General features: G+C 65.6%; 20 protein-coding genes. 12 read left to right on the top strand and 8 right to left on the bottom strand.

The annotated features are described in order from the left end of the window. Positions 1-40: 40 nt before the first annotated feature. On the bottom strand, positions 41-694 hold the full coding sequence (locus tag ABHF91_RS07195; protein ID WP_409422773.1) for a MarC family NAAT transporter: 654 nt from the start codon (positions 692-694) through the stop codon (positions 41-43). Between the two features lie 152 nt (positions 695-846). Between ABHF91_RS07195 and ABHF91_RS07200 the strand changes: the two genes are divergently transcribed. Together ABHF91_RS07200 and ABHF91_RS07205 are read left to right on the top strand one after the other, a co-directional pair. Beyond that, complete coding sequence (locus ABHF91_RS07200; protein ID WP_409422774.1) at positions 847-1,602, top strand: hypothetical protein; 756 nt, start codon at positions 847-849, stop codon at positions 1,600-1,602. Then, positions 1,586-2,368: an alpha/beta fold hydrolase gene (locus ABHF91_RS07205; protein WP_409422775.1), complete on the top strand. Its 783-nt coding sequence runs from the start codon at positions 1,586-1,588 to the stop codon at positions 2,366-2,368. Before ABHF91_RS07200 ends, ABHF91_RS07205 begins: the two co-directional genes overlap by 17 nt. Before the next feature lie 64 nt (positions 2,369-2,432). On the opposite strand, the gene pfkA is transcribed toward ABHF91_RS07205, so the two are convergent. From pfkA to elyC, 3 genes are all read right to left on the bottom strand, one after another. Further along, positions 2,433-3,395: a 6-phosphofructokinase gene (gene pfkA, locus ABHF91_RS07210; protein ID WP_409422776.1), complete on the bottom strand. Its 963-nt coding sequence runs from the start codon at positions 3,393-3,395 to the stop codon at positions 2,433-2,435. A 202-nt stretch (positions 3,396-3,597) separates the two neighbouring features. Continuing rightward, entirely contained in the window at positions 3,598-4,353 is a 756-nt protein-coding gene (gene tpiA, locus ABHF91_RS07215; protein ID WP_409422777.1) for a triose-phosphate isomerase, read from the bottom strand. 137 nt (positions 4,354-4,490) lie between these two features. Further along, complete coding sequence (elyC, locus tag ABHF91_RS07220; protein WP_409422778.1) at positions 4,491-5,258, bottom strand: envelope biogenesis factor ElyC; 768 nt, start codon at positions 5,256-5,258, stop codon at positions 4,491-4,493. A gap of 94 nt (positions 5,259-5,352) precedes the next feature. Here elyC and cmoM point away from each other — a divergent pair, with 94 nt between their 5' ends. The 7 genes from cmoM to ABHF91_RS07255 all read left to right on the top strand — a co-directional run bounded on the left by cmoM (position 5,353) and on the right by ABHF91_RS07255 (position 15,840). Continuing rightward, positions 5,353-6,240, top strand: coding sequence for a tRNA uridine 5-oxyacetic acid(34) methyltransferase CmoM (cmoM, locus tag ABHF91_RS07225; RefSeq protein ID WP_409422779.1), 888 nt, complete (start codon positions 5,353-5,355; stop codon positions 6,238-6,240). Further along, positions 6,237-7,562 carry a chromosome partition protein MukF gene (mukF, locus tag ABHF91_RS07230; protein ID WP_409422780.1) on the top strand — a complete coding sequence of 442 codons (1,326 nt, stop codon included), beginning with the start codon at positions 6,237-6,239 and terminating at the stop codon, positions 7,560-7,562. Before cmoM ends, mukF begins: the two co-directional genes overlap by 4 nt. Further along, a complete protein-coding gene (gene mukE / locus ABHF91_RS07235) occupies positions 7,543-8,262 on the top strand; it encodes a chromosome partition protein MukE (RefSeq protein ID WP_409422781.1) in 720 nt (239 codons plus the stop codon). The genes mukF and mukE overlap by 20 nt, the downstream gene beginning before the upstream one ends. Next, entirely contained in the window at positions 8,259-12,701 is a 4,443-nt protein-coding gene (mukB, locus tag ABHF91_RS07240) for a chromosome partition protein MukB (protein WP_409422782.1), read from the top strand. The genes mukE and mukB overlap by 4 nt, the downstream gene beginning before the upstream one ends. 70 nt (positions 12,702-12,771) lie before the next feature. After that, positions 12,772-13,716 carry a hypothetical protein gene (locus tag ABHF91_RS07245; protein ID WP_409422783.1) on the top strand — a complete coding sequence of 315 codons (945 nt, stop codon included), beginning with the start codon at positions 12,772-12,774 and terminating at the stop codon, positions 13,714-13,716. 133 nt (positions 13,717-13,849) lie between these two features. After that, the gene (locus ABHF91_RS07250) at positions 13,850-15,040 is read left to right on the top strand and encodes an amino acid aminotransferase (RefSeq protein WP_409422784.1); all 1,191 of its coding nucleotides are present in this window, start codon (positions 13,850-13,852) and stop codon (positions 15,038-15,040) included. 143 nt (positions 15,041-15,183) lie between these two features. Beyond that, complete coding sequence (locus ABHF91_RS07255; protein ID WP_409422785.1) at positions 15,184-15,840, top strand: glutathione S-transferase; 657 nt, start codon at positions 15,184-15,186, stop codon at positions 15,838-15,840. A 45-nt stretch (positions 15,841-15,885) separates the two neighbouring features. Here ABHF91_RS07255 and ABHF91_RS07260 read toward each other — a convergent pair whose 3' ends face one another. Next, positions 15,886-17,547: a methyl-accepting chemotaxis protein gene (locus ABHF91_RS07260; RefSeq protein ID WP_409422786.1), complete on the bottom strand. Its 1,662-nt coding sequence runs from the start codon at positions 17,545-17,547 to the stop codon at positions 15,886-15,888. Positions 17,548-18,138: 591 nt separating this feature from the next. Here ABHF91_RS07260 and ABHF91_RS07265 point away from each other — a divergent pair. The 3 genes from ABHF91_RS07265 (at position 18,139) to ABHF91_RS07275 (ending at position 21,128) form a co-directional block, all read left to right on the top strand. Continuing rightward, the gene (locus ABHF91_RS07265) at positions 18,139-19,818 is read left to right on the top strand and encodes an EAL domain-containing protein (protein WP_409422787.1); all 1,680 of its coding nucleotides are present in this window, start codon (positions 18,139-18,141) and stop codon (positions 19,816-19,818) included. Further along, entirely contained in the window at positions 19,815-20,732 is a 918-nt protein-coding gene (locus ABHF91_RS07270; RefSeq protein WP_409422788.1) for a sugar phosphate isomerase/epimerase family protein, read from the top strand. The genes ABHF91_RS07265 and ABHF91_RS07270 overlap by 4 nt, the downstream gene beginning before the upstream one ends. Before the next feature lie 204 nt (positions 20,733-20,936). Then, entirely contained in the window at positions 20,937-21,128 is a 192-nt protein-coding gene (locus ABHF91_RS07275; RefSeq protein WP_409422789.1) for a DUF1127 domain-containing protein, read from the top strand. A 114-nt stretch (positions 21,129-21,242) separates the two neighbouring features. On the opposite strand, the gene trxC is transcribed toward ABHF91_RS07275, so the two are convergent. The 3 genes from trxC to ABHF91_RS07290 are packed head-to-tail and all read right to left on the bottom strand — an operon-like array spanning position 21,243 to position 25,170. Then, complete coding sequence (gene trxC / locus ABHF91_RS07280) at positions 21,243-21,680, bottom strand: thioredoxin TrxC (RefSeq protein WP_409422790.1); 438 nt, start codon at positions 21,678-21,680, stop codon at positions 21,243-21,245. Next, a complete protein-coding gene (locus tag ABHF91_RS07285; protein ID WP_409422791.1) occupies positions 21,677-23,419 on the bottom strand; it encodes an ATP-binding cassette domain-containing protein in 1,743 nt (580 codons plus the stop codon). Before ABHF91_RS07285 ends, trxC begins: the two co-directional genes overlap by 4 nt. Then, complete coding sequence (locus ABHF91_RS07290) at positions 23,416-25,170, bottom strand: ATP-binding cassette domain-containing protein (protein ID WP_409422792.1); 1,755 nt, start codon at positions 25,168-25,170, stop codon at positions 23,416-23,418. Before ABHF91_RS07290 ends, ABHF91_RS07285 begins: the two co-directional genes overlap by 4 nt. Positions 25,171-25,215: the final 45 nt, after the last annotated feature.

A 25,215-nucleotide genomic window follows, 5' to 3' on the forward strand; every position in this document is an offset into this window, starting at 1 on the left:
GCTGCCGCTGCGGCGCCGACGGGCGCTGCCGGCGCCAGGGTCAACCGGCAAAGGCGGGGTCCTGGGCCAGCTCCATGACCCCATTGATGCCAAACTGCACCCCCATGCAGATGAGCAGGAAGCCCATGATGCGGGTCATGGCATCGATGCCGCTTTGTCCCAGCAGGCGGCAGACCGGCCCCGCTAGCCGCAGCGTGCCCCAGCTGATGAGGCTGATGAGGGCAAACCCCAGCAGCACCCCCAGGTAGAGGGGCCAGCGGGGGACCTCGTCCGGCGCATCGGCGATCTGGGCCGCGCCGCTGATGATCACCGCCATGGTGCCGGGCCCGCAGAGGCTGGGCATGGTCAGGGGCACGAAGGCGATGTTCTGCCCCTCGGGCTCGGCCACGCCGTGGCCTGGCTGGGGAAACAGCATGCGAAAGCCGATGAAGCCGATCACCATGCCGCCGGCCAGCCGCAGCCCCGGCATGGAGATACCAAACACCTCCAGGATCCCGGAGCCGACAAACAGGGTCAGGCTGAGGGTGCAGAACAGGTAGAGGGTGGTCTGGTTCACCGTGCGCCTGAGCTGCTCCCGGGACATGCCCTTGCTCAGCCCCAGCAGCAGGGTGGCGGTGGTGGGGGGGTTGACCATGGGCAGCAGGGCCAGCACCGTCATGCCGGTGAGTTGCAGCGTCAGTTGAAGGGGGGTCATGGTGGTCTCCTGAGGGTGTGGCCATCTTATAGACAAGCCAGGCCGGCCTGGCAATCGGCCGGGGCCGGTAAATCCGTCCTGGTTCACACGCGGTTCAGCTTGTCGCTTCCTATGCTTAGCCCATCACTGGTGGGGCAAGGAGCGTCATCACGATGAGCGAGATTCGCTGGCGGACCCTGGATCTGGACGCCATGGATGAGGAGAAGCGCCAGGAGTGGCTGCAGACCCTGGCGCCGCTGCAGGCGGCTATCTTCGGTGAGACGGCCCGGGTTCAGCTGGCCAGCTACCTGTTTCGCGATCAGGCCAGCCGTAACCGGCTGCGGCTGTTTTACGCCGACCGGACCCTGGTGGGGTATCAGGGGGTGCATCTGTTCGAGACCCGCAGCCGGCAGGGGGAGGCCATCGCCGTGCTGCGCGCCGAGGCGGGGCTGCTGCGCCCCTATCGGCGCCACCATCTGACGCCGCGGCTCCTGTGGGCGGAGGCGGTGCGCTACAAGCTCCGCCACCCCGGCCGCCGGCTCCTCTACCTGAGTGTCTATGTCCACCCCTCCAGCTATCGCCTGGCCTGGGACTGTAGCCGGGCCATCTATCCCGGACCCGGCCCGGCGATCCCTTCTGACTTGGCGGAACTGCGGGAGCAACTGGTGGACTATTTTGCCCTGGTGCGGCCGGATGTGGCCCGCCCCCTGGTGTTGGACAGCGGCTGGGTGGTGCAGGACAGCCAGGCCGACCGCGATTTCTGGGCCGCGTGCCCTCATCCGGCGGTGCGCCGCTTCCTGGCGCTCAATCCTGACTATGCCCGGGGCCTAGGCCTGCTGACCCTGATCCCCCTGCACTGGCGCAACCTGGCCTGGGGGCTGTGGGCCCTGCTCGCCAACCGTTGGCGAGGGGATGCAAGTGGCCGGTGAGGCGGCGGATACCGTGCCCCTGGTGCTGTTGCGGGGCCTGCTGCGGGACAGCCGCCACTGGGGCGATTGGCCCGGGCGGTTGGCCCAACTCACCGGGCGCCCCGTGGTGTGCCTGGATCTGCCGGGCAATGGCGCTCTGGTGGCGCAGACCTCGCCCCTGGCCATGCCGGGGGTGGTGGCGGTGCTGCGCCGCCAGCTAAGGGCGCTGGGGGTGCCCGCCGGTCGCGCCGTGGATCTGCTGGGCCTGTCCCTGGGGGGCATGGCGGCCCTGGCCTGGGCAGACTGCCATCCGGCCGAGGTCCGCTCCCTGGTGCTGATCAACAGCAGTCTGGCGGGGGTTTGCCCCTGGTATCGCCGATTGCGGCTTGCCAGCCTGCCCCTGTGGCTGAGCCTGCTGTGGCGGGGCCTTGTGGCCCGGGAGGCCGGCATACTGGTCCTGACCGTCAACCGCCCCCAAGTGCGTGAGCGATATCTGCCCGATTGGCGGCATTGGGCCGCCACGGCGGCCACCGGACGGCGCAACCTGCTGCGACAGCTGCTGTGTGCGGCCCGCTATCATCAGCGCCGGGCGCCGGCCTGTCCCACGCTGCTGCTGGCCGCCCGGGCAGATCGCCTGGTGGACTGGCGCTGCAGCGCGGCCCTGGCCCGGGCCTGGCAACTGCCGCTGCGCCTGCATGAGAGCGCCGGCCACGATCTGCCCCTGGAGGAGCCAGGCTGGGTCGAGGCCCAGCTGCTTGACTGGTGGCAGAGCCTGGCCGGCGAATGACAGCGATAAAGAAAACGGGAGGCCTTGGCCTCCCGTCGGTTGTCATCTGCTTGATACGCCTGTCTTAGAACAGGGTGTCGCTCAGCGTGAACATCTCTTCGTCGAACGGACGCTTCATGTTCTCGATGCAGTCGATGATGTCGTGGTGCACCAGCTGGTTCTTCATGATGCCGACGCAGCGACCACCGTGACCATCCAGCAGCAGCTCGACGGCGTAGGCGCCCATGCGGCTGGCCAGGATGCGGTCCCGCGCTGTGGGGCTACCGCCACGCTGGATGTGACCCAGAATGGTGGCACGGGTTTCCAGACCGGTGTGGGCTTCGATTTCCTTGGCCAGGGCGTTCACGTCGGTGACGTGTTCGCAGATGGTGACCATGGCGTGGCGCTTGCCCTTGGCAATGCCGTTGTCGATCTGGGCGATGAGTTCGGCCTTGTTGAAGCCCTTCTCCGGCACCACCACGAACTCGGCACCGCCGGCGACGGCGGCGTGCATGGCCAGGTCGCCACAGTGACGGCCCATGACTTCCACGATGGAGATCCGCTTGTGGGAGGTGGAGGTGTCACGCAGACGGTCGATGGCTTCCATCACCACGTTCAGGGCGGTGTCAAAGCCGATGGTGAAGGAGGTACCGGCGATGTCGTTATCTATGGTGCCCGGCAGGCCGATGCAGGGGTAACCCATCTCGGTCAGCTTCTTGGCGCCCATGTAGGAGCCGTCGCCACCGATCACCACCAGGGCGTCGATGCCGTGCTTCTTCAGGTTTTCGATGGCTTCGCGGCGGACGGATTCTTCCTTGAAGGCGGGGAAGCGGGCAGAGCCGAGGAAGGTACCACCGCGGTTGATCACGTCGGATACGCTATGGCGCTCGAGCTTTTCGATCCGATCCTGGTGCAGACCCAGGTAACCGTCCCGAACACCGTAAACTTCGATGCCCTTGGACAGTGCGGCGCGGACAACGGCACGGATGGCCGCATTCATGCCCGGTGAGTCGCCGCCGCTGGTCAGGACGCCAATTTTCTTGATCATAGTGTGCCTCTATAAGTCGTCAGAACGTTAAAAAAAGTCGGCGCGAGGCCGTCGGTTCACGCTGGATGTCGTTTGCAGTCTAGCCCTGAGTGGCAGGATCTGGCTGCTTGTTATAATGCGCTGCCCTTGTCCCGGCAGGATCCAGTGGCGACGGTCAGCGTGGTTAAGGCAAGGGTGCCGAAAGGCACCCTTGGTCTTGCGATTACTGCTTGGCGCCAGCGATGATTTGAGCAAAATCATCCGGCTTCAGGGAGGCGCCGCCTACCAGGCCGCCGTCGATGTCCGGCTGACCAAACAGATTGGCAGCGGAGGCACCGGTCACGGAACCGCCGTACAGGATCTGCACCTTGGCAGCCACGTCGGCGTCAAAGCCGGCCAGGTAGCCACGGATGTGGGCGTGAACGGCCTGGGCGATTTCCGGGGTGGCGGTCTTGCCGGTACCGATGGCCCATACGGGTTCGTAGGCAACCACGGCCTTGGCGAAGGAGGCGATACCGCAACGGTCGATAACGGCCTTCAGCTGTTCTTCAACCACCTGATTGGTGGTACCGGCTTCGAATTGAGCCAGAGTTTCACCGATGCACAGTACCGGCACCAGGTCGGCAGCCTGAATGGCTTCGTACTTGGCGGCTACCACGGCGTCGGTTTCGGCGTGCAGGGTGCGGCGCTCGGAGTGACCCACCAGGGCGTACTTGCAGCCGAATTCCTTCAGCATGACCGGAGAGTTTTCACCGGTGAAGGCACCAGAGGTGTGAACGTCGGCGTTTTGGGCACCGTATTGGATACGGCTGCCTTCAGCCAGCTTCTCGACCAGGCCCAGGAAGATCACCGGCGGGCAAACGGCCACTTCAACGCCTTCTGCCTTGGCTGCCGGCTCGATCAGCGCCTTAACCAGGGCTTCAACAGAGGCTTTGGTGCCGTTCAACTTCCAGTTACCCATGACCAATGGTTGTCTCATTCTTTCATCCTCCAGATGGTATTAGCTGCGGGCCATTATAAGAGCGAAGTCTGGCCCCGGGTAGTCGAAGGCCTTTGGCGCTTCGAATTTTTTTTGGTTTTTTACTGATCCAAGTCAGTGTTTGCCCAGGCATCTGCTCAATCTTTCGACTGTCCCCGCAGGCGGGTCCACAGCAGGCCGAGCCGTTCATGGACCCCCAGGGTGCTGTGGTAGAGCCAGCGGCTGCTGGGCAGTTGTGAATAGAAGGGCAGGGGACGCTGGGCCAGCTTGGCCTTGAAATCGGTGGGGGCGGCGGTGGGACTGAAGCCGGCACCCCGGGCCATGGCCATGGCTCTGGGCATATGATAGGCAGAGGTCACCAGGGCAGCCGTCTTACCATCCTGCACCAGGCGAGCGTAATGCTGGATCTCGTCCTGGGTATCGAACGCATCCTCGAACAGTATCATCTGCGCCCGGGGGATGCCGGCAGCCTCGGCCCGCTGGGCGTAGTAACCGGCGCAGGAGAGGGGATCGTCCTGGGTATTGCCGGAGAACACCAGGGTGGCCTCGGGGTGCAACGTTTTTAGGCGGAGGGCTTCGGCCACACGGGCGTTGCTGTCCTCGCTGCCATAGCTCCAGGCGGGCACCGTCGGATCGCTCACCTGGCCATGGCCCAACACCAGTATGTAATCGAGCCGGCCCTGGCCGGTGTAGGCCGGGTACTGCTGCTCCAGGGGCCGCAGCAGGGCCAGGCTGACGGGCCGCAGGGAGAGCAGGCACAGCAGAAGTACGCCCAGGGTGATCAGGGTCTTGCCCAGGCGCTGTCTGCGGCTGAACCACAGCAGCAACAGGCCCAGCAACAACAGGGTCAACAGCAGCGGCAGCGGCATCAGCAGATTGCCCAGCACCTTTTTTAACCAGAACATGGCCATTCTCTCGACGACTGAAAGGGGTGCCGTTTTCAGGCCCCGGGGGATGTGCCAGAATAGCCGGCTAGTCACCTGAGGGGAACCCAAGATTTTGCAGCGGGATCAGAGCCAAGCGGATAAAGCCCTAGCCGACGAGCGCCAAGCCGATCAGAGCTTCGATGGCCTGGCGCAAAAATTTGCCCAGAACATCTATGGCACCGGCAAGGGGCGGATCCGCGCCGCCGTGGTGTGGCAGGATCTGCAGGCCTGCCTGGCGCAGTTGCCTCAGCGTCCCCTGCGCATTCTGGATGCCGGCGGCGGCTTTGGCTTCTTCAGCCAGAAGCTGGCGGCTCTGGGGCACCAGGTGGTGCTGTGCGATCTCTCCGCCGACATGCTGGACGAGGCAGCGCGCCAGCTGGCCGAGCAGGGGCTCAGCGACCGGGTGCGGCTCATCCACTGTGCCATTCAGGATCTGCCGGCCCAGCTGGAGGGTGAGTTCGATCTCATCTTGTGTCACGCCGTGCTGGAATGGCTCAGCGCGCCGCGGGACACCCTGTTATCCTTGCTCGGTTTTTTGGCGGCCGAAGGGATCCTCTCCTTGATGTTTTACAACCGGCAGGCCCTGCTGTTTCAGAGCCTGGTGGTGGGCAACTTCGACTACATCCGGGCTGGCCTGGTCAAGCGGCGCAAGCAGAAGCTGACCCCCACCAATCCCCAGGAGCCCGAGGCCGTCTATGGCTGGCTGACGGACGCCGGCCTGAGGATCTTGGGCAAGACGGGGGTGCGGGTCATCCATGACTACATGCGCCACAAGACGGATCAGGTGACCAAGTTCGACGATCTGCTGGCCATGGAGCAGCGTTACTGCCGCCAGGAACCCTTTGTTTCCCTGGGGCGCTACGTCCACGTGATGGCCCGGCGTCCGACGGCGGCACCCTGGCCGCCGTCAGCGGCCACACAGAACAACACAGATAACCAATCGAGTACCAAGAGAGCATGACAGAGCAATCCCGCACCCTGCCCGAGCTGGTGGGCTGGGTCAGGCAGGAGGGGCTGGCGCTGAACCTGCCCAACGACCGTCTGGCCTTTCTCATCGCCATCTCGGCCCTCTCCAAGGGGGATCTGAGCCAGGAGCTGACCGAGGCGGCCCTGCACGATGCCTTCGGCTATGTGAGCCAGGTGTTTGGCCAGGTGGACGAGACGGTCACCAGCCGGGCCAACAACGCCATCAACGAACTGGTGCGCCAGAAGCTGCTGTCGCGCTTCAACGCCGATCCCACCGCCGGCGAGAGCCTCTACCGGCTGACCCGGCTGGCGGTGTCCATCGTCGAATTCTTCGCCGAACAGCGGGAGGTGAGCACCATCAAGCTCTCCTTGCTGCTGGAGCAGGTGGCCGGCGAGCTGGAGAAGAGCTATCACTCGGCTCTGGAGGCGGACGATATTGAACAGTGGAACCAGCAGGTCTACCCGCGGCTCAAGTTCTCCGTGGAGGAGATACTGGGGCGCATCGATCTCACCCAGCGGGCCATGGACGAGCAGCAGAACCACGTCAAGGCCCAGATCGCCGAGCTCTTGAACCTCAACTGGACCCAGGCCATTCACAGCTGCGAGCAGCTGCTGCATGAGACCGGGCAAACCCTCAAAGAGCTGCAGGACACCCTGGATGCGGCGGGCCATCAGCTGCAAGAAGGGCTGCTCAACATTCAAGAGGCCTGCCAGGGCCGTGACGAGCTGTTCCATGTGGCGGATCTGACCCACAGCCTGCAGGGACGGATCGACGCCATCATCAGCTGGGGCCAGCAGTGCATCGAGCTGTGGGCCCGCTACGACCGCCACGTGCACAAGTTCATCCGCACCGCCATCGACATGGACAAGCACCGCGCCTTCAGCCAGCGGCTGCGGGATTCCATCCGCGACTTCGACCAGCACAACTGGCTGCTGCGGGTGGCCCAGGAGCACCGGCTGCTGGAGCTGCGGGACGAGACCCTGGCGCTGCACGGCGACGAGGTCACGGGCGAGGTGCCCGAGGAGCTGGAATACCAGCAGATGCAGGATCTGGGCAACGCCCTCACCGAGCGGATCCAGGCCCACCTGGCGGTGTTCCGCGACCAGGGCAAGCCACTGGATCTGGCCGAGGTGCTGCGGGAGTACCTGCAGGCCTATCCCCAGTTCCAGCATTTCGACGTCACCCGCATGCTGGTGGACGAAGCTATCCGCCTGGGCCATGCCGAGGCGGAGCTGGACGGCTTCAAGCAGCCCAAGTGGAAACCCATCAACGAAACCGGTGCTAAGGTACAGGCCCATGTCATTGACCAATACTGAATTCCCCATGGGGCTGCGACTGGCCCAGGCCATTGCCAATCCCCTGTTTCCCAAGCTGGACACCGCCCTGCGTAGCGGTCGGCACATCAGTGCCGACGATCTGGACAACCACTCCTACCTGCTGGAGTTCCACGGCGAGCTGGATGTCTTCTATGCCCGCTATGCCGCTGAGCTTATCAAGGCGCCGGAAGGCTTCTTCTACCTGCGGCCGCGGCCCAGCTCCGACATCGCCACCTCTGTGCTCTCCGAGCTGGATATGCTGGTGGGCAAGGTACTCTGCTACCTCTACCTGAGTCCGGATCGGCTGGCCAACGAAGGTATCTTCAACCTGGCGGATCTGCAGGAGGAGATATTGACCCTGGCGGACGAGCAGCAGCTATTGCGCATGGTGCATCAGCGCAGCGGCGGCTCGGATCTGGACAAGCGCCGGTTGCTGGAGCGGCTGCGCACCACCCTGCGGCGCCTGAAGCGCCTGGGCATGGTCACCGCCCTGGGCACCGGGGATCGCTTTCGCATCAACGAATCGGTGTTCCGTTTTGGCGCCGACGTGCGGGGCGACGAGGATCCCCGCGAGGTGCAGCTGCGGATGATCCGCGAAGGGGAGGCGATACTGCACGACGATGAGCTGCCCACCAGCGAACACCTGCTGGACGAGCATGAAGACGAGATGGAAGAAGAACAACTGGGGCTGGATGTATGAGCATGCGCGGTAAGATCAAATCCTTCACCATGGTGAACTGGAACGGCTTCTTTGCCCGGACCTTCGAGATGGACGCCCTGGTGACCACCCTCTCCGGCGGCAACGGCGCGGGCAAGTCCACCTCCATGGCGGCCCTCATCACGGCGCTCATCCCAGACCAGTCGCTCTTGCATTTTCGCAACACCACGGAGGCGGGCAGCTCCAGCGCCAGCCGCGACAAGGGGCTCTACGGCAAGCTCAAGCGCGGCCACTGCTACGCACTGCTGGACGTGGTGAACTCCCGGGAGCAGCGCATCTGGGTGGGCGTCCACCTGGAGCAGGTGGCCAACCGGGACAACAAGGTCAACATCACCCCCTTCGCCATGCTGGATGTGCCGGCCGAGGTGGCCCCCACGGATCTGCTGCTGGAGCGGCTGGACGACGGCAAGGCCAAGGTGCGGGCCTTCGCCGATCTGCGCAAGGCCGCCGCCGAGCTGGGGGCCCTCAAGGTGGCCAAGTTCAATTCGGTGACCGATTATCATAACTTCATGTTCGAGTACGGCATCACCCCCAAGAAGCTGCGGGATCAGAAGGATCGCGCGCGCTTCTACCGGCTGATCGAGGCCTCCCTGTACGGCGGCATCTCCTCGTCCATCAGCCGCTCCCTGCGGGAATACCTGCTGCCGGAGAACTCAGGGGTGCGCAAGGCCTTCCAGGACATGGAGGCCGCCATCTACGAAAACCGCCGCACCCTGGACGCCATCCGCGAGACCCAGGGCCAGCGGGATCTGTTCCGCAACCTCATCACAGAAACCACCCACTACGTGGCGGCGGACTATGTGCGCAACAGCGCCGAGAAGAGCCGGCTCTCCGAGGGCGCCCTGCACTGGCGCCGTCAGCTGCAGGACAAACACCGCCTGGTGCGGGAGGAAAAGCAGCGCGCCATCTACCTGGCGGATGAAGTGGAGCAGATGAGTGCCCGGGAGACCCAGCTCACCGACGAGCTGGAGGTGGCCTCCGAGCACCTGGCCAAGGTGATCAACGCCGTGGCGCTGAACGGCAAGATTGCCCAGTACGTCGAGGACGTGACGGACTTGAGCCAGCGTTTGGAAGAACAGCTGGCCATCGGCGAGGAGATCGCCGAACAGAAGGCCGAACTGGAAGGGCGCAAGGGCCAGGCCGACGCGGAGGTGGACAGCCTCAAGAGCCAGCTGGCCGACTACCAGCAGGCCCTGGATGTGCAGCAGACCCGCGCCATCCAGTACCGTCAGGCCCGTCAGGCCCTGCAGGCGGCCCGGGAGCTGTGCAATCTGCCGCAGCTGGAGCCCGAGACCCTGGGTCACTTCCAGCAGCAGGCCAAGCACCAGGAGCAGGCCCAGACCGAGGCCTTGCTGGCGCTGCAGCAGCGCTTCAACCTGGCCCGCGCCGCCGCCGATCAGTATGAATCGGCCCTGGCCCTGCTCACCGGCATCGCGGGGCCTGTGGCCCGCAGCGAGGCTTGGAGCCAGAGTCAGGCCCTGCTCAAGCAAGCCGACGAGGCCCGTCAGCTACAGGCCCGCGGCCAGGCCATAGTGCGCGCCTTGCAGGAGGCCGAGCGCAACCAGCAGCAACGCAGCCGGTTGCAGGCCGAGGTGAGCGAGCTGTCCCAGGCCCTGGGTCAACCCTTGGCCAGCGAGGCGGACCTGGCCCTGGCCATCGAGCTGACCCAGGCGGCCCAGGAGGATGTGCAGGGCCGGTTGCGGGAGGCCGCCGAGTCACGCATCGGTGTCCAGCAGCGGCTGCAGCCTACTCAGGAGCGTATCGAGACCCTGCGCAAGCTGGCGCCGGCCTACCTCATCGCCCAGGAGAAGCTCGACAAGCTGCGTGAGCTGTGCGGTGAAGCCCTGGAAAACCCCCAGGCGGTGAGCCAGGCCATGCACAAGACCCTGGAGGCCGAACGGGCCACCGAGGCCAGCAAGAACAAGCTGCATGAGCGCAAGCTGTCACTGGAGAGCCAGATCCGCCGGCTGCAGAACGTGGGTGGTGCCGCCGACGAAGGCTTGCTGCGCATCGCCGAGCAGCTGCACGGCACCCTGCTGAGCGACGTCTACGATGACATCAGCCTGGAAGACGCCCCCTATTACTCCGCCCTCTACGGCCCGGCGCGCAACGCCATCGTCGTGGCGGACTTGGACGCCGCCGTCACCACCCTGGGTGGCCTCGACGATCTGCCGGAGGACATCTACCTCATCCAGGGCAACCCAGATGCCTTCGACGAGGATCTGCTGGAGGCCAGCGAGCGGGGTCAGGCCCTGGTGGTGCGCGCCAGCGATCGTCAGCTGCGTTATTCGCGCTTCCCGCACCAGCCGCAGTTTGGCCGGGCGGCCCGGGAGCAGCGTATCGCGGCGCTGGAGAGCGAGCGGGAGGCCCTCATCGAGGAGCATGCCAAGCTGGCCTTCGAGCAGCAGAAGCGCTCCCGCACCTATCACCATTTCAGCCAGTTTATCGCCGAACACCAGAACGTGGCCTTCCTGCCCGATCCCGAAGAGGAGCTGGCCATCAAGCAGGCCCAGCTGCGGGAGTGGCAAGGCCAGCTGGAGCAGGCCCAGCAGCAACAGGGTCAGCTGCAAGCCGCCCTGCAGCAGCAGGGCCAGCGGCTCACCCGGTTGCAAAGACTCGAGCCGCAATGGCACCTGCTGGCCCAGGGGGACCTGGATGAGCAGCTGGCTCAGCTGCGTGCCCAGCAGGCCCAGCTGGACGAGGCCCAGCAGTGGCTGGCCCGTCACGGCGCTGCCCTGCTCAAACTGGCCGAGCAACAGCACCTGCTCAAGGAAGATCCCCAGGGGATAGAGGCGCTGCAGGAACAACTGCAGCAGGCCGAGCAACAGCTGAGCCTGCTGCGTCGGCAGAGCTTCGCCCTGGACGAGCTGCAGGGGCGGGTGCCTCACCTGGCCTATGCCGATGCCGAGTCCATGCTGGGGGAAACCTCCCAGATCAGCGAGCGCCTCAAGGAGAAGCTGGCCCAGGCCGAGCTGACCCGCCGGCAGGCCGCCGAGCAGCATCAGCAGATCCAGGGCCGCTTCACCGAGGCCATGCAGGTGAAGACCGCCCTGCAATCGAGCTTCGAGGCCAAGCGCCAGACCCTGGAGGAGTTCCGCCAGGAGCTCTCCGCCATGGGGCTGCAGGTGGCCGCCGACATGGAGGAGAAGGCCCGGGAGCACAAGCGTCAGGTGGAGGAGCAGCTGGTGCGCACCCGTACCCGCCGCACCCAGGCCGAGGCCCAGTTCCAGGTCTGCCGTCGGGACATAGACAGCCTGAGCCAGCGCCTGCTGCTGGAAGGTAAGGACTACAGGACCGCCCGCAAGGCCTTGATCCAGCACAAGGTGAACTGGAACGAGGTGGTGCGGCTGGCCCGGGACAACGACGTGGAGAAGCGCCTCAACCGCCGCGAGCTGGCCTATCTGGACGGCGACGAGCTGCGCTCCATCTCCGACAAGGCCCTGGGTGCCCTGCGCCTGGCGGTGGCCCACGACGAGGAACTGCGGGACACCTTGCGGCTGTCCGAGGGCAATCGCAACACGGCCCAGAAGGTGGCCTTCTACGTGACCGTCTACCGCTACCTCAAGGAGCGGATCCGTCACGACATCATCCGCTCGGACGATCCGGTGGAAGCCATCGAAGAGATGGAGATCGAGCTGTCGCGGCTGGCCGAGGAGCTGAAGCAACGGGAGACCCACCTGTCCCTCTCTTCCACCGAGGTGGCGGCCAAGATCAACAACATCATCCGCCGGGAGCAGAACCGCATCCGGGTACTCAACCAGGGGCTGCAGAACATCGCCTTTGGGCAGGTGCACGGCGTGCGGCTCAACGTCAACGTGCGGGAGGCCTATGGCCGACTGCTGAGCGCCCTGGGGGAGCAGGCGACCCTGCACCAGGACCTGTTTGCCGACAACCAGATGAGCTTCTCCGAAGCCATGGCCAAGCTGTTCGGCCGCCTGAACCCCCACATCGATCAGGGCGAGCGCTCCTATCAGGTGCTGGGGGAGGCGCTCTTGGACTACCGCAACTACCTGGAGCTGGAGATCGAGGTGCAGCGGGGGGTAGACGGCTGGCTGCGGGCCGAGAGCGGCGCCCTGTCCACCGGCGAGGCCATCGGTACCGGCCAGGCCATCCTGCTGATGGTGCTGCAGAGCTGGGAAGAGGACGCCAAGCGGCTGCGGGCCAAGGAGATGCAACCTTGCCGCCTGCTGTTCCTCGACGAGGCGGCGCGGCTGGATGCCAAGTCCATCGCCACCCTGTTCGAGCTGTGCGAGCGGCAGGACATGCAGTTGCTCATCGCCGCGCCGGAGAACATCAGCCCGGAGAAGGGCACCACCTACAAGCTGATCCGCAAGGTGCACGGCCAACACGAACAGGTGCACGTGGTGGGGCTGCGTGGTTTCGGCTATGCCAGCGGCGACGAGGTGCGTCTGAACGCGTGATAGAGGGGGCTGGTGGCCCCTTTTTTTATGGCAAGGGATCTGAGGCAGGCTAAGGAAGGGCAGGGAAGGCATGCACGAGGCACTGGAACACGATGGTACCCGTTTGCTGGTGGCGGCCCTGCTAGGGGATGAGCCGGTACGGGTGCGCAAGCGCTGGGCCCTGCTGCAGCTGGCCCTGTGGCAGGAGCAGGGGCTGGCGGAGGATCTGGGGGAGGGCCTCTATCGCCTCACCCCCCTGGGCCGTCAACGGCTGGGCCAGCTGCAGACCGAGCAGCAGATCCTGGCCGCCGGCAGCGCCGAGGCGCGCCTGCAGGCCCTGGGGCTGGAGCTGCCGGCCCGCTGCCACCGCCAGGTGCTGGGTGCCTTGCTGCACGGCGACCGCCTGCATGCCTGGCCCGAGGCGGAGCTGACGGTGCTGGCCGAGTCCGGCATCGCGCCCAGTCAGGATGGTCTGCTGCGGCTGCGATCCTCTGTGCCCTTCAGCCTGTTTTTCAGCGAGGGCGGCATGCTGGATGCCGCCCCCAGCCTGGCCACCCTGGGGGAGCTGGCCCTGCCCGAGCCGGCCTTGGCCCGGCTCACCAAGCTGCTGTGGGCCCAGGCGCCGGCCCTGCGGGTGCTCACCGTGAGCCGGCGCAGCGGCTTTGTCAGCCTGCCCCAGGAGAGCGGCCAACTGCTGTTGCTGTCGCCGCCCGAGTGTCCGGCGCTGGCGACCCGCTTCATGCAGGCCATGACCCCGGGGGTGGCCTGGGGGCAGGTGGGGGATCTGCATCCCCTGGCCCTGGCCCAGGCCCAGACCCTGGCCGAGGCCCTGGGTCGTCCGCTGCAGCTGGCCCTGCCGGCACGCTGGAGCGATTTTGTCCGCCACTATGCCCTGCCCTTGCCGGGGGACCTGCGCTGGTCGGCCACGGCCCTGGGCAGCGGCCTGGCGGCCCTGCTGGCGCCCCTGATCGACAGCGGCAGCTGGCTGCCCTTGGAGGCCTACTGTCTGGGCCAACAGTGGCAGCTGCAGGGCTGAGCAAGGGGCGGTCAGACGTGATGAAAAGCATTTTTTGCCACCCTCGCGGGTGGTATAACAGTCGGGCCGTACCGAGTTTCTCGGCTTGTGCCCGCAAGACGAGCCCACTCTCACCTACAGGACAGGGAATAACATGTTTGAGAAGGTAACCGCCGCGCCCGCGGATCCCATTCTGGGATTGACCGAAGAGTTTCGTAACGACAGCCGCACCGACAAGATCAATCTGGGGGTCGGCATCTACAAGAACGAAGCTGGCGAGACGCCGATCCTGCGTTGCGTCAAGCAGGCCGAGCAGATCCTGCTGGAAACGGAAAAGACCAAGAACTACCTCTCCATCGAAGGCACCGCCGAGTATGGCCAGCAGGTTCAGATCCTGCTGTTTGGTGCCGACCACGAGATCCTGACCAGCCAGCGGGCCCGCACCGCCCAGGCCCCGGGGGGCACAGGTGCCCTGCGCATCGGCGCCGAGTTCCTCTCCCGTCAGAAGATCGCCCGCAAGGTGTGGATCTCCAACCCCACCTGGGTCAACCACTTCCAGGTGTTTGGCGCCGCCGGCCTGGATACCGCCGAATACCGTTACTACAGCCCGGTGACCCGCGGCCTGGACTTTGACGGCATGGTGGCGGATCTGAGCCAGGCGGCCCCCGGGGATGTGGTGCTGCTGCACGGCTGCTGCCATAACCCCACCGGCATAGACCCGACCCTGGCACAGTGGGAAACCCTGGCCAAGCTCTGTGCCGACAAGCAGCTGCTGCCCTTCTTCGACTTCGCCTATCAGGGCTTTGGCCAGGGGTTGGACGAGGACGCCGCCGGTCTGCGGCTGTTCACCCGCTATCATCGCGAGATGCTGGTGGCCAGTTCCTTCTCCAAGAACTTCGGCCTGTACAACGAGCGGGTCGGCGCCTTCACCCTGGTGACCGACAGCGCCCAGGTGGCCCAGGTGGCCTTCAGCCAGGTCAAGGCCACCATACGCGCCAACTACTCCAACCCGCCGGCCCACGGCGCCGCCGTGGTGACGACCGTGCTCAAGGATCCGACGCTGCGGGCCCTGTGGAGCGAGGAGGTGAAGGAGATGCGGGATCGCATCTGGAAGATGCGCGAGCTGTTTGTCGCCACCCTGAAGGCCGAAGGCGTGAGCCAGGACTTCAGCTTCATGACCGAGCAAAACGGCATGTTCTCCTTCTCCGGTCTGTCCAAGGAGCAGGTGGGGCGCCTGAAGAGCGAGTTCGGCGTCTACATCGTCGGCTCAGGCCGGATCAGCGTGGCGGGGATCACCCAGGCCAATATCGGCCCCCTATGCCAGGCCATCGCCAAGGTGCTGTAAGCCCATAGCGCGACAAGACTTGATGACACCCCGCTTCGGCGGGGTTTTTTATGTCATTTCCCTGCGTTTTCCGGGTTGATCCCGCCGTCCAATGGCGCAGGATAGGGGTTCCATTCCACGGGCTAAACCGACAAGGAGTCCCGATGAGCCTACCCTGCCTGGTGATTGGCAACTGCAACTATTCCAGCTGGTCCCTGCGTCCCTTCATGGCCCTGCGCCATGCCGGCATCGCCTTTGAACTCAAAAAACTCTGGCTGGACACCCCGGAATTTCATCCACAGGTGGCGGCCCTGGGGGGCGGGCGTACCGTGCCCCTGCTGGTGTTGCCGCAGCAGACCCTCTGGGAGTCGCTGGCCATCTGCGAGTATGCCGCCGACGTCAATCCCGATCTGTGGCCGGCCGATCCCCTGGTGCGGGCCCAGGCTAGGAGCCTGGCCTGCGAGATGCACGCCGGCTTCATGGCATTGCGCTGCGAGCTGCCCATGAATATCCGCGCCCGGCGCCGGGTTAGTCTGTCGGCGGCGGCCCAAGGGGATCTGGCGCGGCTGTTCACCCTCTGGCAGGCCTGCCGGGAGGCCCATGGCGGTGCCGGGCCCTGGCTGTTCGGCAGCTACAGCGTGGCGGATGCCATGTTTATGCCGGTGGCCTCGCGGCTGGCCACCTACGGCATCGACTGTCCGCCCCTGGCGGCGGCCTACCGGGACACCCTGCTGGGGGATCCCCACTTTGCCGACTGGCAGGCCATGGCCCTGGCGGAGAGCCAGGTGGTGGCGATGGACGAGGCCGGGGAGCCTGCATAAAAAAACGCCGTCCTGGGACGGCGTTTTTGATCCGGGGGAAACCACCTAGCGGGGCAACTGGTAGCTCATCACCATCTGCTCCATGCCTTCGGCGGCATGGCGCAGGCCCAGGCTGGTCTGGCCTAGCTCCTTGGCCACGTGTTCGGTCTCTTCCACCGCATCGCGGATCACCACCAGGGCATCGGTGACCTGGTTGGCCACCAGGGTCTGCTCCTCGGCGGCGGAGGCGATCATCTCGCTATGTTCGGACAGCTCGCCGGTCTGCTGGGCGATGGCCATGAAGCGCTCGCTGGCATCCCCGGCTTCGCCCTTGGCCTGGTGGGCCGTCTTGACGCTGGTCTGCATCAAGTCCACCGCCTCGCGGGTCTGCTGCTGCAGGGCGGTGATCATGTCGGCAATCTCCCGGGTGGCCTGCTGGGTCCGTTTGGCCAGCTGGCGCACCTCGTCGGCTACCACGGCAAAGCCACGGCCCTGCTCGCCGGCGCGGGCGGCCTCAATGGCGGCGTTCAGGGCCAGCAGGTTGGTCTGCTCCGAGATGCCGTTGATGGTATCCACCACAGAGCTGATGACGCTCACCTTGTCTTCCACCTCGTTCACCGACTGAGCGCTGGAGTCCAGGTCGCTGGACAGCCGCTCTATGGCCTGTATGGTGCTGCCGATCTTGCCGACGCCGCCGCCGGCCAGCTGGTCCGTCTCCTGGGCGTTGACCGCCGAGTGCTGGGCATTCTGCGCCACCTCGCGGATGGTGGTCACCATCTGCTCCATGGCCGCCGCCAGGTTATCCAGCCGTTGGCGCTGTTCTATGATGGCGTGCCCCACCTCCTGCATGCCGTCGTTGAGCTGGCTGGAGGCGGCGGAGAGGGAGAGGGCGTTGCCCTGCTGCTGATGCAGCAGCCCGGCGAGCTGCAGCCGCGTGCTCTCCAGCGCCTGGTTGATGGTGGCAAACTCATCCCGCCCGATGGCGTGGATGGGCTGGGTCAGGTTCTTGTTGGCGATGGCCTGCAGGCCGGCCAGGGCCTGCTTGACCTGGGCGGACAGGGTGCGGGCGAACAGCCCCACCAGCAGGGCCAGGGCCAGCAGGATCACCAGCAGTATGCCCACGCTGTGCTTGAGGTAGCTGTAGAAGGCGTCGTCGGCGGCATCCAGGTAGACGCCGGAGACCAGCATATAGTCCCCCATGGGATAGACGTAGGCCGCCTTCAGGGTCTTGTGATCACTGCCGGGCTTCATATAGGGGTAACGTATGAGCTCGGCCTGGCCGGACTTGGCGATGCGCACGAAGGCCTGGTTGACGTTCTCGTCACTGTCCTGCAATGGCACGGGATCGAGATAGTTGCCGAGGCGCGCATGATCCGGCGGATAGACCAGCAGTTGCCCCTGCCGGTTGGTGATGAACAGGTAGCCGCTCTTGCCCTCGCCCCAGCGGGCGGACTCCAGCAGGGGAGTGGCCTGCTTGATAAAGTTATCCGGATCCTGGGCCAGCAGGGGCGCCAGCAGCTGGCCATAGCTTTGCACCTGGTGCATCAGCCCCGCTTCGATGACCTGGCGGATCTCCTCCCGGGTGATGTTGGCGGAGATCAGGTTGCCGATCATGGTCAGCAGCATCACGAACACCAGCAGGATGCGCATCTTGCCGTTGAAGCTGAAATGGCTGATCCAGCGATGTAGCGTGCCGCACTGGACGGCGCGGCCGGGTAGGCGCGTCATGGACGATTCTGCAATCGATTGGGCATGGGTGTTCACAGGGGCTCCTTGAGGCAAATCAAAACAAAATCGGGACTGCGCAGACCTGAGTGGCGCTGTGGGGTTGAACGTCTCGTTACTTTTGTAACCCTATAAACAACAAGGGGATATTGTCATGTGCATTTGATTTTTAGTTGGCCGCTAAAGCAAGCGCTACAGCGGTGATTTGTGTGTTGATTCTAACTTTCCTGTGGCCTGCATTAGAGGAAGATATGTACTCCACTGCTAAACGGCCGATGGATTGGACGCTGATGACTCAACCCCTCACCCGGGTTCCGCCACAACCAGGCGGTCCCGATGCTGCCTAATGTGACCCTGCCAGCAGCTTTGAAGGGGAAGACATGACGATGGGCGGCGGCACTGCGATCCTCTGACCGCTGGGTGTCCTTCCCGGGGAACTCACTGACCCGGGGCGCCAACAGCCATGTCAATTGGGGATGAGACCGCCGCATGTTACCTATGATTTTTGCAGGATCACTGATCCTGATCAGCCTTCTCACCATCTTGTTGGCGCTTTGGCGACGCAATCGACACCTGGAACAGGGCCAGAGGCACATGCAGGCCCTGATGGACAGCATTCCCGATCTCACCTGGGTCAAAGACACCCAGAGCCGCTTCCAGTTCGTCAATGCCCATTTTGGCAAGGTGTTCGGCCGCCATCCCCACAGCTTCATCGGCCAGACCGACTTCGATCTCTCCAGCGCCGGTCAGGCGGAGGGCTACCTGGCGGACGACCAGGCGGTGATGGAGAGTGGCCGCCTGCTGCGTCGGGAGGAGATCATCACAGGCGAGGGGGGCAAGATCGGCTGGGCCGAGACCATCAAGGTGCCGGTGCGGGACCAGCTGGGCCGGGTGGTGGGTACCGCCGGCACGGCGCGAGACATCACGGAACGCAAGGCGGCCGAGGATCTGGTGCGGCACCTGGCCATGCACGATTATCTGACGGACTTGCTCAACCGCCCTGGGCTGGAACACCGCTGTCAGGCCATCTTGCAGGGTGCCCGGCAGGCCGGTCAGGGGGTGGCGCTCTTCTTCATCGATCTGGACAACTTCAAGAACATCAACGACACCCTGGGACATGGCGTGGGGGACAAGGTGCTGCACCAGATCGCCGAGCGGCTGCGGGCCGGGCTGGGGGCGGAAGATGCGGTGGGCCGCCTGGGGGGGGATGAGTTTGTGGTGATCCTGGGGGGCATCGCCAGCCGGTCGGCGGCCATCAAGCAGGGCAACCTGCTGCGGCGGCAACTGGAACAGCCGCTGGAGGTGGACGGCATCTGCTACGAGCTGACCTGCAGCATGGGCATGAGCAGCTACCCGGAGGATGGGCGGGACTACTCCGCCCTGGTGCGGGGGGCCGACATCGCCATGTATCACGCCAAGAACCATGGCAAGGGGCACCTGGCGGAGTTCAACGCCCAGCTGGGTGCCGACTCCCTGCGCCGCATGGCCATGGAGCGCAAGCTCAAGGAGGCGGTGCGACGGGATGAGTTCTTCTTGAACTTCCAGCCGCAATTTGACCTGGCCAGCCGCCGCATCGTCGGGGTGGAGGTGCTGCTGCGCTGGCAGAACGAGGAGCTGGGCCTGGTGCCACCGGGTCAGTTCATCCCGGTGGCGGAGCAGTCCCGCATCATACTGGATATCGGCCACTGGGTGCTGGAGCAGGCCATGGTGCAGAATCTCGCCTGGGCCCGGGCCGGTCTGCCCATGTTGCCCATGGCGGTGAACCTCTCGGCCCTGCAGGTACACCAGCATGATCTGGATGAGCAGATTGCCAGCCTGCTGCGCCAGCATGCCTACCCGGCGGATCGGCTGGAGCTGGAGTTGACCGAGAGCGTCATCATGGACAATGCCATTCCGGTGCGGCGTCAGCTGGAGCAGTTGCGCCGCAGTGGTGTGCGCATCAGCATAGATGACTTTGGCACCGGCTACTCCAACCTGGGCTACCTGAGCCGCTTCCCGCTGGATGTGCTCAAAATCGATCGCTCCTTCGTCACCGACATCCACGTGCGTCCCCAACAGCAACCGATAGTGCAGTCCATCGTCCAACTGGCCCGGGCCTTCGGCCTCCAGCTGGTGGCCGAAGGGGTGGAGCGGGAGGCGGAGCTGGACTTTTTGGCTGACCTGGGGGTGGAACGGGTGCAGGGCTTCTTGCTGGCCCGGCCCATGAGCGCCCAGCAGATGGCCGAGCTGCTGGCGGCGCAGCAGGACCTGGCCTGCCAGGCCGGGCGGCCGTGAACTGGGGCTTCTTCAGCGCGGCCCTGTCGAGCGCCTCCCTCGCCGAGGTGCTGGCCTTGGCCCAATCCCTGGGGGTCCGGCAACTGGAGCTGGGCTGTGGGGGTTACTCGGGCGAAGCTCACTGTCCCCGCCTGGCGTTGTTGCACCAGCCAGCGCAGCGCCGACGCTGGCAGCAGCAGATCCGGGCCGCCGGCTGTGAGGTCGGCGCCCTGGCCTGCCATGTCAATCCGCTGCATCCGGATCCCGCCCTGGCCAGCCTGCATCGCCAGCAACTGGACCAGGCGGTGGAACTGGCCGCCACGCTGGCGGTGCCGACTCTGGTGACCTTCTCCGGTGTGGGGGGCCAGGCTGGCGTGCCCAACTGGCCCGTGGTGGGCTGGCCCTACGAGTATGCCGACTACTGCCAGCGGGTCTGGCAGCAGGCGCTGATCCCCTTCTGGCAAGACCTGAGTCAGAAGGCCGAACGCCTGGGGGTGCGGCTGGCCCTGGAGCTGCATGGCGGCTTCCTGGTGCATTCTCCCGGCACCCTGCTGGCGTTGCGGCAGGCCTGTGGTCCGGCGCTGGGAGCCAACCTGGATCCTTCGCACCTCTGGTGGCAGGGGATAGATCCCATCCAGGCTGTCGATCTGCTGGGGGAGGCCCTGTTTCACGTCCATCTCAAGGACTGGCAGGCGGATCCCGCGTTGCAGGCCCGCTGGGGGTTGCTGGATGGCCGGGATGAACGGCTGGGCCCCCGCAGCTGGCGCTTCTGCCTGCCCGGTGAAGGCCATGACGCCGGGTTTTGGCGCGCTTTTCTGGGGGCGCTGCAGACCCGGCAGTACCGCGGCCTGCTCAGCCTGGAGCACGAGGCGGCCGGCATGGCGCCCGAGGCGGGGATCCGCCAGGGCTTAGGCTGGCTGATGAGTCTCAAGTAGGGCCGCTTTCAGGCCTCATCATCACATACTCATACTAATGATGCCGCCTTAGGCCATGTGGCGTGGCGGGCTTTGATCTGGCGCAAAAACGGCGTGTGAGCCAGATCAAAGATTATTTTTTCTAATTCGAAACGGCAAAAATGGTCAATTGTGACCCCGGGGGGCCGGGCCTATAGTTAGCGCAACACCAAGAGGAGACCCATCATGGCTACCCATACCGTTTCTCATGTCGCACAGGTCACCCAAACCGGTCTGATGTCCATGCTGACCACCTGGTACGAACGGGTCCGCAGCCGCCGGGAGCTGGCCGAGTTGCCGCCCTATCTGCTGCGGGATATCGGCCTGACCGAAGGTGACCGTTACAACGAGACCCACAAGCCGTTCTGGCGCGAATAAGGTCGGGTGATGCGCGGGCGTCCGGTGTTCGTCTACTGGCACCGAGCCGGCCCTGCGGTGTGATGCCCCCGCGTTGTCCATACCTTGAAGAAACCCCGCAGCCGCGGGGTTTTTTCATGCCTGTTGCAGCTGGCTCTCCAGCCACTGCAGCAGGACGCCCTTGGGCAGGGCGCCCTGCATCTGGCCCAGCAGCTTGCCCTGGCGAAACAGCATCAGAGTAGGGATGGAGCGGATGGCATAGCGGCTGGCCACCTGGGGCTGGGCCTCGGTGTCGAGTTTGACGCAGCGCAGGCGGGGCTCCTGCTCCCGGGCCAGGGCCTCGAACAGGGGGGCAAACTGCTGACAGGGACCGCACCAGCTGGCCCAGAAGTCCACCAGTACCGGCAGATCCGAGCCTATCAGGCGATCGAAGTTGTCCGCCGTGGCCGCCAGCGGCTGGCCGGCGAACAGCATCTGCTGGCAGTGGCCGCAGCGTGGCTGCTGGCTCAGGCGATCGGTGGGGAGACGGTTGAGGCGGCCGCAGTGACCGCAAAACGTGGTGATGGTGGTCATGGTGTACTCCGGTGAACTTGCAGTTGCTGCTGCAGGCGGCAGAGGTGGGCATAGTGTCCCCCCTGGGCCAGCAGGCTGGCATGGTTGCCCTGTTCCTGAATGCGCCCCTGGCTCAGCACCAGTATCTGGTCGGCGGCCACCACGGTGGAGAGGCGGTGGGCGATGACGATGAGAGTATGCTGGCCCCGCAACCGACTCAGGGCCCGTTGCAGCAGCTGTTCCGTGTCGGCATCCACGCTGGCGGTGGCCTCGTCCAAGATCAGCAGCTTGGGCTGGCCGGCCAGGGCCCGGGCCAGGGAGAGCAGCTGGCGCTGGCCGGCGGAGAGGTTGCGTCCCCCCTCCTGCAATACCAGGTTCAGGCAGGCCTGGGCCGGGCGTTTGAGCAGCGCCGGCAGCTGTACCCAGTCGAGCGCCTGCAACAGGCTGGCTTCATCCAGTTGCCGTCCCAGGCGGATGTTGTCCGCCAGGCTGCCGGCAAAGATGAAGGGATCCTGCTGAACCAAGCCGATCTGCTGGCGCACCTGGCCCAGATCCAGCTCATCCAGTGGCGCCTCATCCAGCCAGATCCGCCCCTGCTGCGGGCTGTACAGGCCCAGCAGCAGGCTGATGAGGCTGCTCTTGCCGCTGCCGGTGTGGCCCACCAGGGCCAGCATCTGGCCCGGCGCCAGCGTGAGATTGATGTTCTGCAGCACCGGCTTTTCCTGGGGCGGGTAGGCAAAACTCACGTCGTCAAACCGCACGGCGCCCTGCAGCTGGCTGGGGCGGCCGCTCTGTCGCTCCTGCGGGGCATCCAGCAGGGCGAACACCCGTTCCCCGGCCACCAGGGCCTGCTGCAGTTGACCCACCTGGTTGGCCAGCTCGTTGAGGGGTTCGATCATGCGGCCCAGGTAACTCAGGAAGGCGTAGATGAGCCCCACCTGCAAGGGGTGGGGGCCCGGGCTGGCGAAGGCGGCCAGCAGGCCGACGATCACCAGCAGCTTGAGCAGCTCGATCAGGGGTCGCAGCAGCAGGCCGTTTAAGCGCAGCTCTTTCATCCGCGCCTGGCGCTGGCGCTCGTTGAGGTCATCCAGGCTCGCCAGGGATTGCCGTGCCCGGTTAAAGGCCCGCACCACCGCCATGCCCTGCAGGGATTCGTTGAGCTGACCGTTGATCTCCGCCAGCAGCTGCCGGCTGGTGCGCACCAGGGGCAGGCTGGATCTGTGGTAGCAGAACATGATCCCCAGGGTCGCCAGCAGCAGGCCGCCGGCCAGCAGGGCCAGCCGAGCATCCAGCCAGGCCATGGCCGCCAGTATCCCCAGCAGCAGCATCACCTTCTGCAGGGTGCGACCTATGACCTGCAGGTAGAGGGTCTTCAGGGCCTCGGTGTCATTGGTGAGGGTGGAGATCAGCTGGCCGGTGCGGCTGTGATCCAGCCAGCTGCTGGGCAGCCGCAAGGTGGTGGCGAACAGGGTCTGTCGCACCTGGGCCACCAGGGTCTGGGCCACCTGGTTAAAGCCCAAGGCCTGGCGGTAGCTGGCCCAGGCGCACACCAGCTGCAGCCCGACATAGAGGGCGCCCAGCTGCAGGGCCGGCGCCAACAACAGCGGCGGCTTGAGCAGGTAGTCATCGACAAAATACTGGATGAGCAGGGGCCCCATCACCTCCGCCAGGGTGGCCAGCAGCAGCAGGGCGAAGGCCCGCAGCAACAGGCGCCAGTGGGGCAGGGCATAGGCCAGCAGACGGCGCAGGGTCACCTTCATAGGGCTGTCTCCTCCACCAGCCCCAGATCGGCCTGCAGGGACTGGTACTCCCACAACTGGTGGTACCAGGGCAGGCTGGCCAGCAGCTCGCTATGCCGGCCCCGGGCGCGTATGCGGCCCTGCTCCAGCACCAGTATCTCATCGGCCCCCTGCACCGCACACAACCTATGGCTGGTGACCACCAGCAGCCGGTCCGCACAGGCCTGGCGCAGCTGGCCGAGGATGGCCTGCTCGGTCTGGGTATCCACGGCGCTCAGGGCATCGTCCAGCACCAGTATGGGGGCCTGGCGCAGCAGGGCGCGAGCCAGGCACAGGCGCTGTTTCTGGCCGCCGGAGAGGGTGATGCCCCGTTCCCCCACAAGGGTGGCGTAGCCGTCGGGGAAGGCCAGTATCTCATCGTGGATGCAGGCCAGGCGAGCGGCGGCCTCCAGCTCGGCCTGGCTGGCGCTGGGCTTGCCCAGTGCCAGGTTGTCGGCGATGGAGGTGGAGAACAGGAAGGGTTCCTGGGGCACATAGGCCAGTTGATCGCGCCACTGGGCCTCGTCCAGCCGGCTGACCGGTACCGCGTCCAGGGTCAGCTGGCCATCGCTGGGATCCTCGAAGCGCAGCAGCAGACGCAGCAGGGTGCTCTTGCCGGCGCCGGAGCGGCCGACCAGCCCCAGCATCTGGCCCGGCTGCAGTGTGGCATTGATGTCCTGCAGCCAGGGGGCGTCTGCCGGGCCATGGCGCCGGATCACCAGCTGCAGCCTGCGCCCGACCGGCAGGGGCAGGGGCTTGGCCTCCGCCGACAGGGCTGGCGGCAGGGCCAGCAGGGATTCGATGCGCCCGTAGGCGGCGCTGCCCTTCTGGATGATGTTCAGCAGCCAGGCCAGGGCGAACATGGGCCAGATCAGCTGGCCCAGATAGAGGGAGAAGCTGGTGAGCTGGCCGACGGTCAGGCTGCCCTGGGCCACCATGACACCGCCGCCGCCGATGGCCAGCAAGTAGGCGCCGCCGATGCACAGGTAGATCACGGGCTCGAAGCGCGCCTCGATCTGCGCCACCGCCAGGTTGGCGTCCACCGCCTGGCGGTTGTGGCGGGCAAACTGGCGCTCGGTCAGGGGCTCCACCGCATAGGATTTCACCACCCGGATGCCGGTCAGGGCCTCCTGGCACTGATTGTTCAGCTGACCGAAGGCCGCCTGGGCCTGACCGAAGCGGCCGTGCAGCCGGCGGCCGAAGCGGCTGAGCAGCCAGGCCATCAGGGGCAGGGGGGCCAGGGCCAAGAGGACCAGCCAGGCGGGATATTGCTGGAACAGCACCACCAGCACCAGGGTGCCCATGAGCAGGCCATCCACCAGGGTGAGCACGCCGTCCCCGGCGGTCTGTTCCACCGCCTGGACATCGTTGGTGGCCCGGGCCATCAGATCGCCGGTGCCGTCTTCCCCCAGGCGGCTCAACGGCAAGCGCAGAAACTGGGCGAACAACCGCTGCCGCAGCTGGCAGGCCAGATAATAGGCGGCGCCGTAGAGCTGCAGCCGCCAGCCGATGCGCAGCAGGTAGATGAGCAGGCCAATGCCCGCCAGGGCGGCCAGCCAGGGCCACTGGCTCGGCAGGCTGCCGGGTTCGGCCAGGGTGCGATCGATGAGGCTACCCACCAGGCGCGGCGGCAGCAGCTGCAGCAGGGCCACCACCAGCAGCAGGGCGATGGCGGTCAGATAGCGGCGCCATTGGGCGCGGAAGAACCAGGCTAAGCGGGCAAAGACAGACACAAGACGGCCCCGATCACAAAACGGCAGCGGCCAGTGTACCAGTGC

The sequence above is a fragment of the Pseudaeromonas aegiceratis genome (assembly GCF_046254905.1).
Lineage (GTDB): Bacteria > Pseudomonadota > Gammaproteobacteria > Enterobacterales > Aeromonadaceae > Pseudaeromonas > Pseudaeromonas aegiceratis.

What these genes read in the sequence shown, in the direction of transcription:
- ABHF91_RS07195 (WP_409422773.1), bottom strand. Translation starts at nt 694, where the DNA reads ATGACCCCCCTTCAACTGACGCTGCAACTCACCGGCATGACGGTGCTG.
- ABHF91_RS07200 (WP_409422774.1), top strand. Translation starts at nt 847, where the DNA reads ATGAGCGAGATTCGCTGGCGGACCCTGGATCTGGACGCCATGGATGAG.
- ABHF91_RS07205 (WP_409422775.1), top strand. Translation starts at nt 1,586, where the DNA reads ATGCAAGTGGCCGGTGAGGCGGCGGATACCGTGCCCCTGGTGCTGTTG.
- pfkA (WP_409422776.1), bottom strand. Translation starts at nt 3,395, where the DNA reads ATGATCAAGAAAATTGGCGTCCTGACCAGCGGCGGCGACTCACCGGGC.
- tpiA (WP_409422777.1), bottom strand. Translation starts at nt 4,353, where the DNA reads ATGAGACAACCATTGGTCATGGGTAACTGGAAGTTGAACGGCACCAAA.
- elyC (WP_409422778.1), bottom strand. Translation starts at nt 5,258, where the DNA reads ATGTTCTGGTTAAAAAAGGTGCTGGGCAATCTGCTGATGCCGCTGCCG.
- mukF (WP_409422780.1), top strand. Translation starts at nt 6,237, where the DNA reads ATGACAGAGCAATCCCGCACCCTGCCCGAGCTGGTGGGCTGGGTCAGG.
- mukE (WP_409422781.1), top strand. Translation starts at nt 7,543, where the DNA reads ATGTCATTGACCAATACTGAATTCCCCATGGGGCTGCGACTGGCCCAG.
- mukB (WP_409422782.1), top strand. Translation starts at nt 8,259, where the DNA reads ATGAGCATGCGCGGTAAGATCAAATCCTTCACCATGGTGAACTGGAAC.
- ABHF91_RS07245 (WP_409422783.1), top strand. Translation starts at nt 12,772, where the DNA reads ATGCACGAGGCACTGGAACACGATGGTACCCGTTTGCTGGTGGCGGCC.
- ABHF91_RS07250 (WP_409422784.1), top strand. Translation starts at nt 13,850, where the DNA reads ATGTTTGAGAAGGTAACCGCCGCGCCCGCGGATCCCATTCTGGGATTG.
- ABHF91_RS07255 (WP_409422785.1), top strand. Translation starts at nt 15,184, where the DNA reads ATGAGCCTACCCTGCCTGGTGATTGGCAACTGCAACTATTCCAGCTGG.
- ABHF91_RS07260 (WP_409422786.1), bottom strand. Translation starts at nt 17,547, where the DNA reads ATGACGCGCCTACCCGGCCGCGCCGTCCAGTGCGGCACGCTACATCGC.
- ABHF91_RS07265 (WP_409422787.1), top strand. Translation starts at nt 18,139, where the DNA reads ATGCAGGCCCTGATGGACAGCATTCCCGATCTCACCTGGGTCAAAGAC.
- ABHF91_RS07275 (WP_409422789.1), top strand. Translation starts at nt 20,937, where the DNA reads ATGGCTACCCATACCGTTTCTCATGTCGCACAGGTCACCCAAACCGGT.
- trxC (WP_409422790.1), bottom strand. Translation starts at nt 21,680, where the DNA reads ATGACCACCATCACCACGTTTTGCGGTCACTGCGGCCGCCTCAACCGT.
- ABHF91_RS07285 (WP_409422791.1), bottom strand. Translation starts at nt 23,419, where the DNA reads ATGAAGGTGACCCTGCGCCGTCTGCTGGCCTATGCCCTGCCCCACTGG.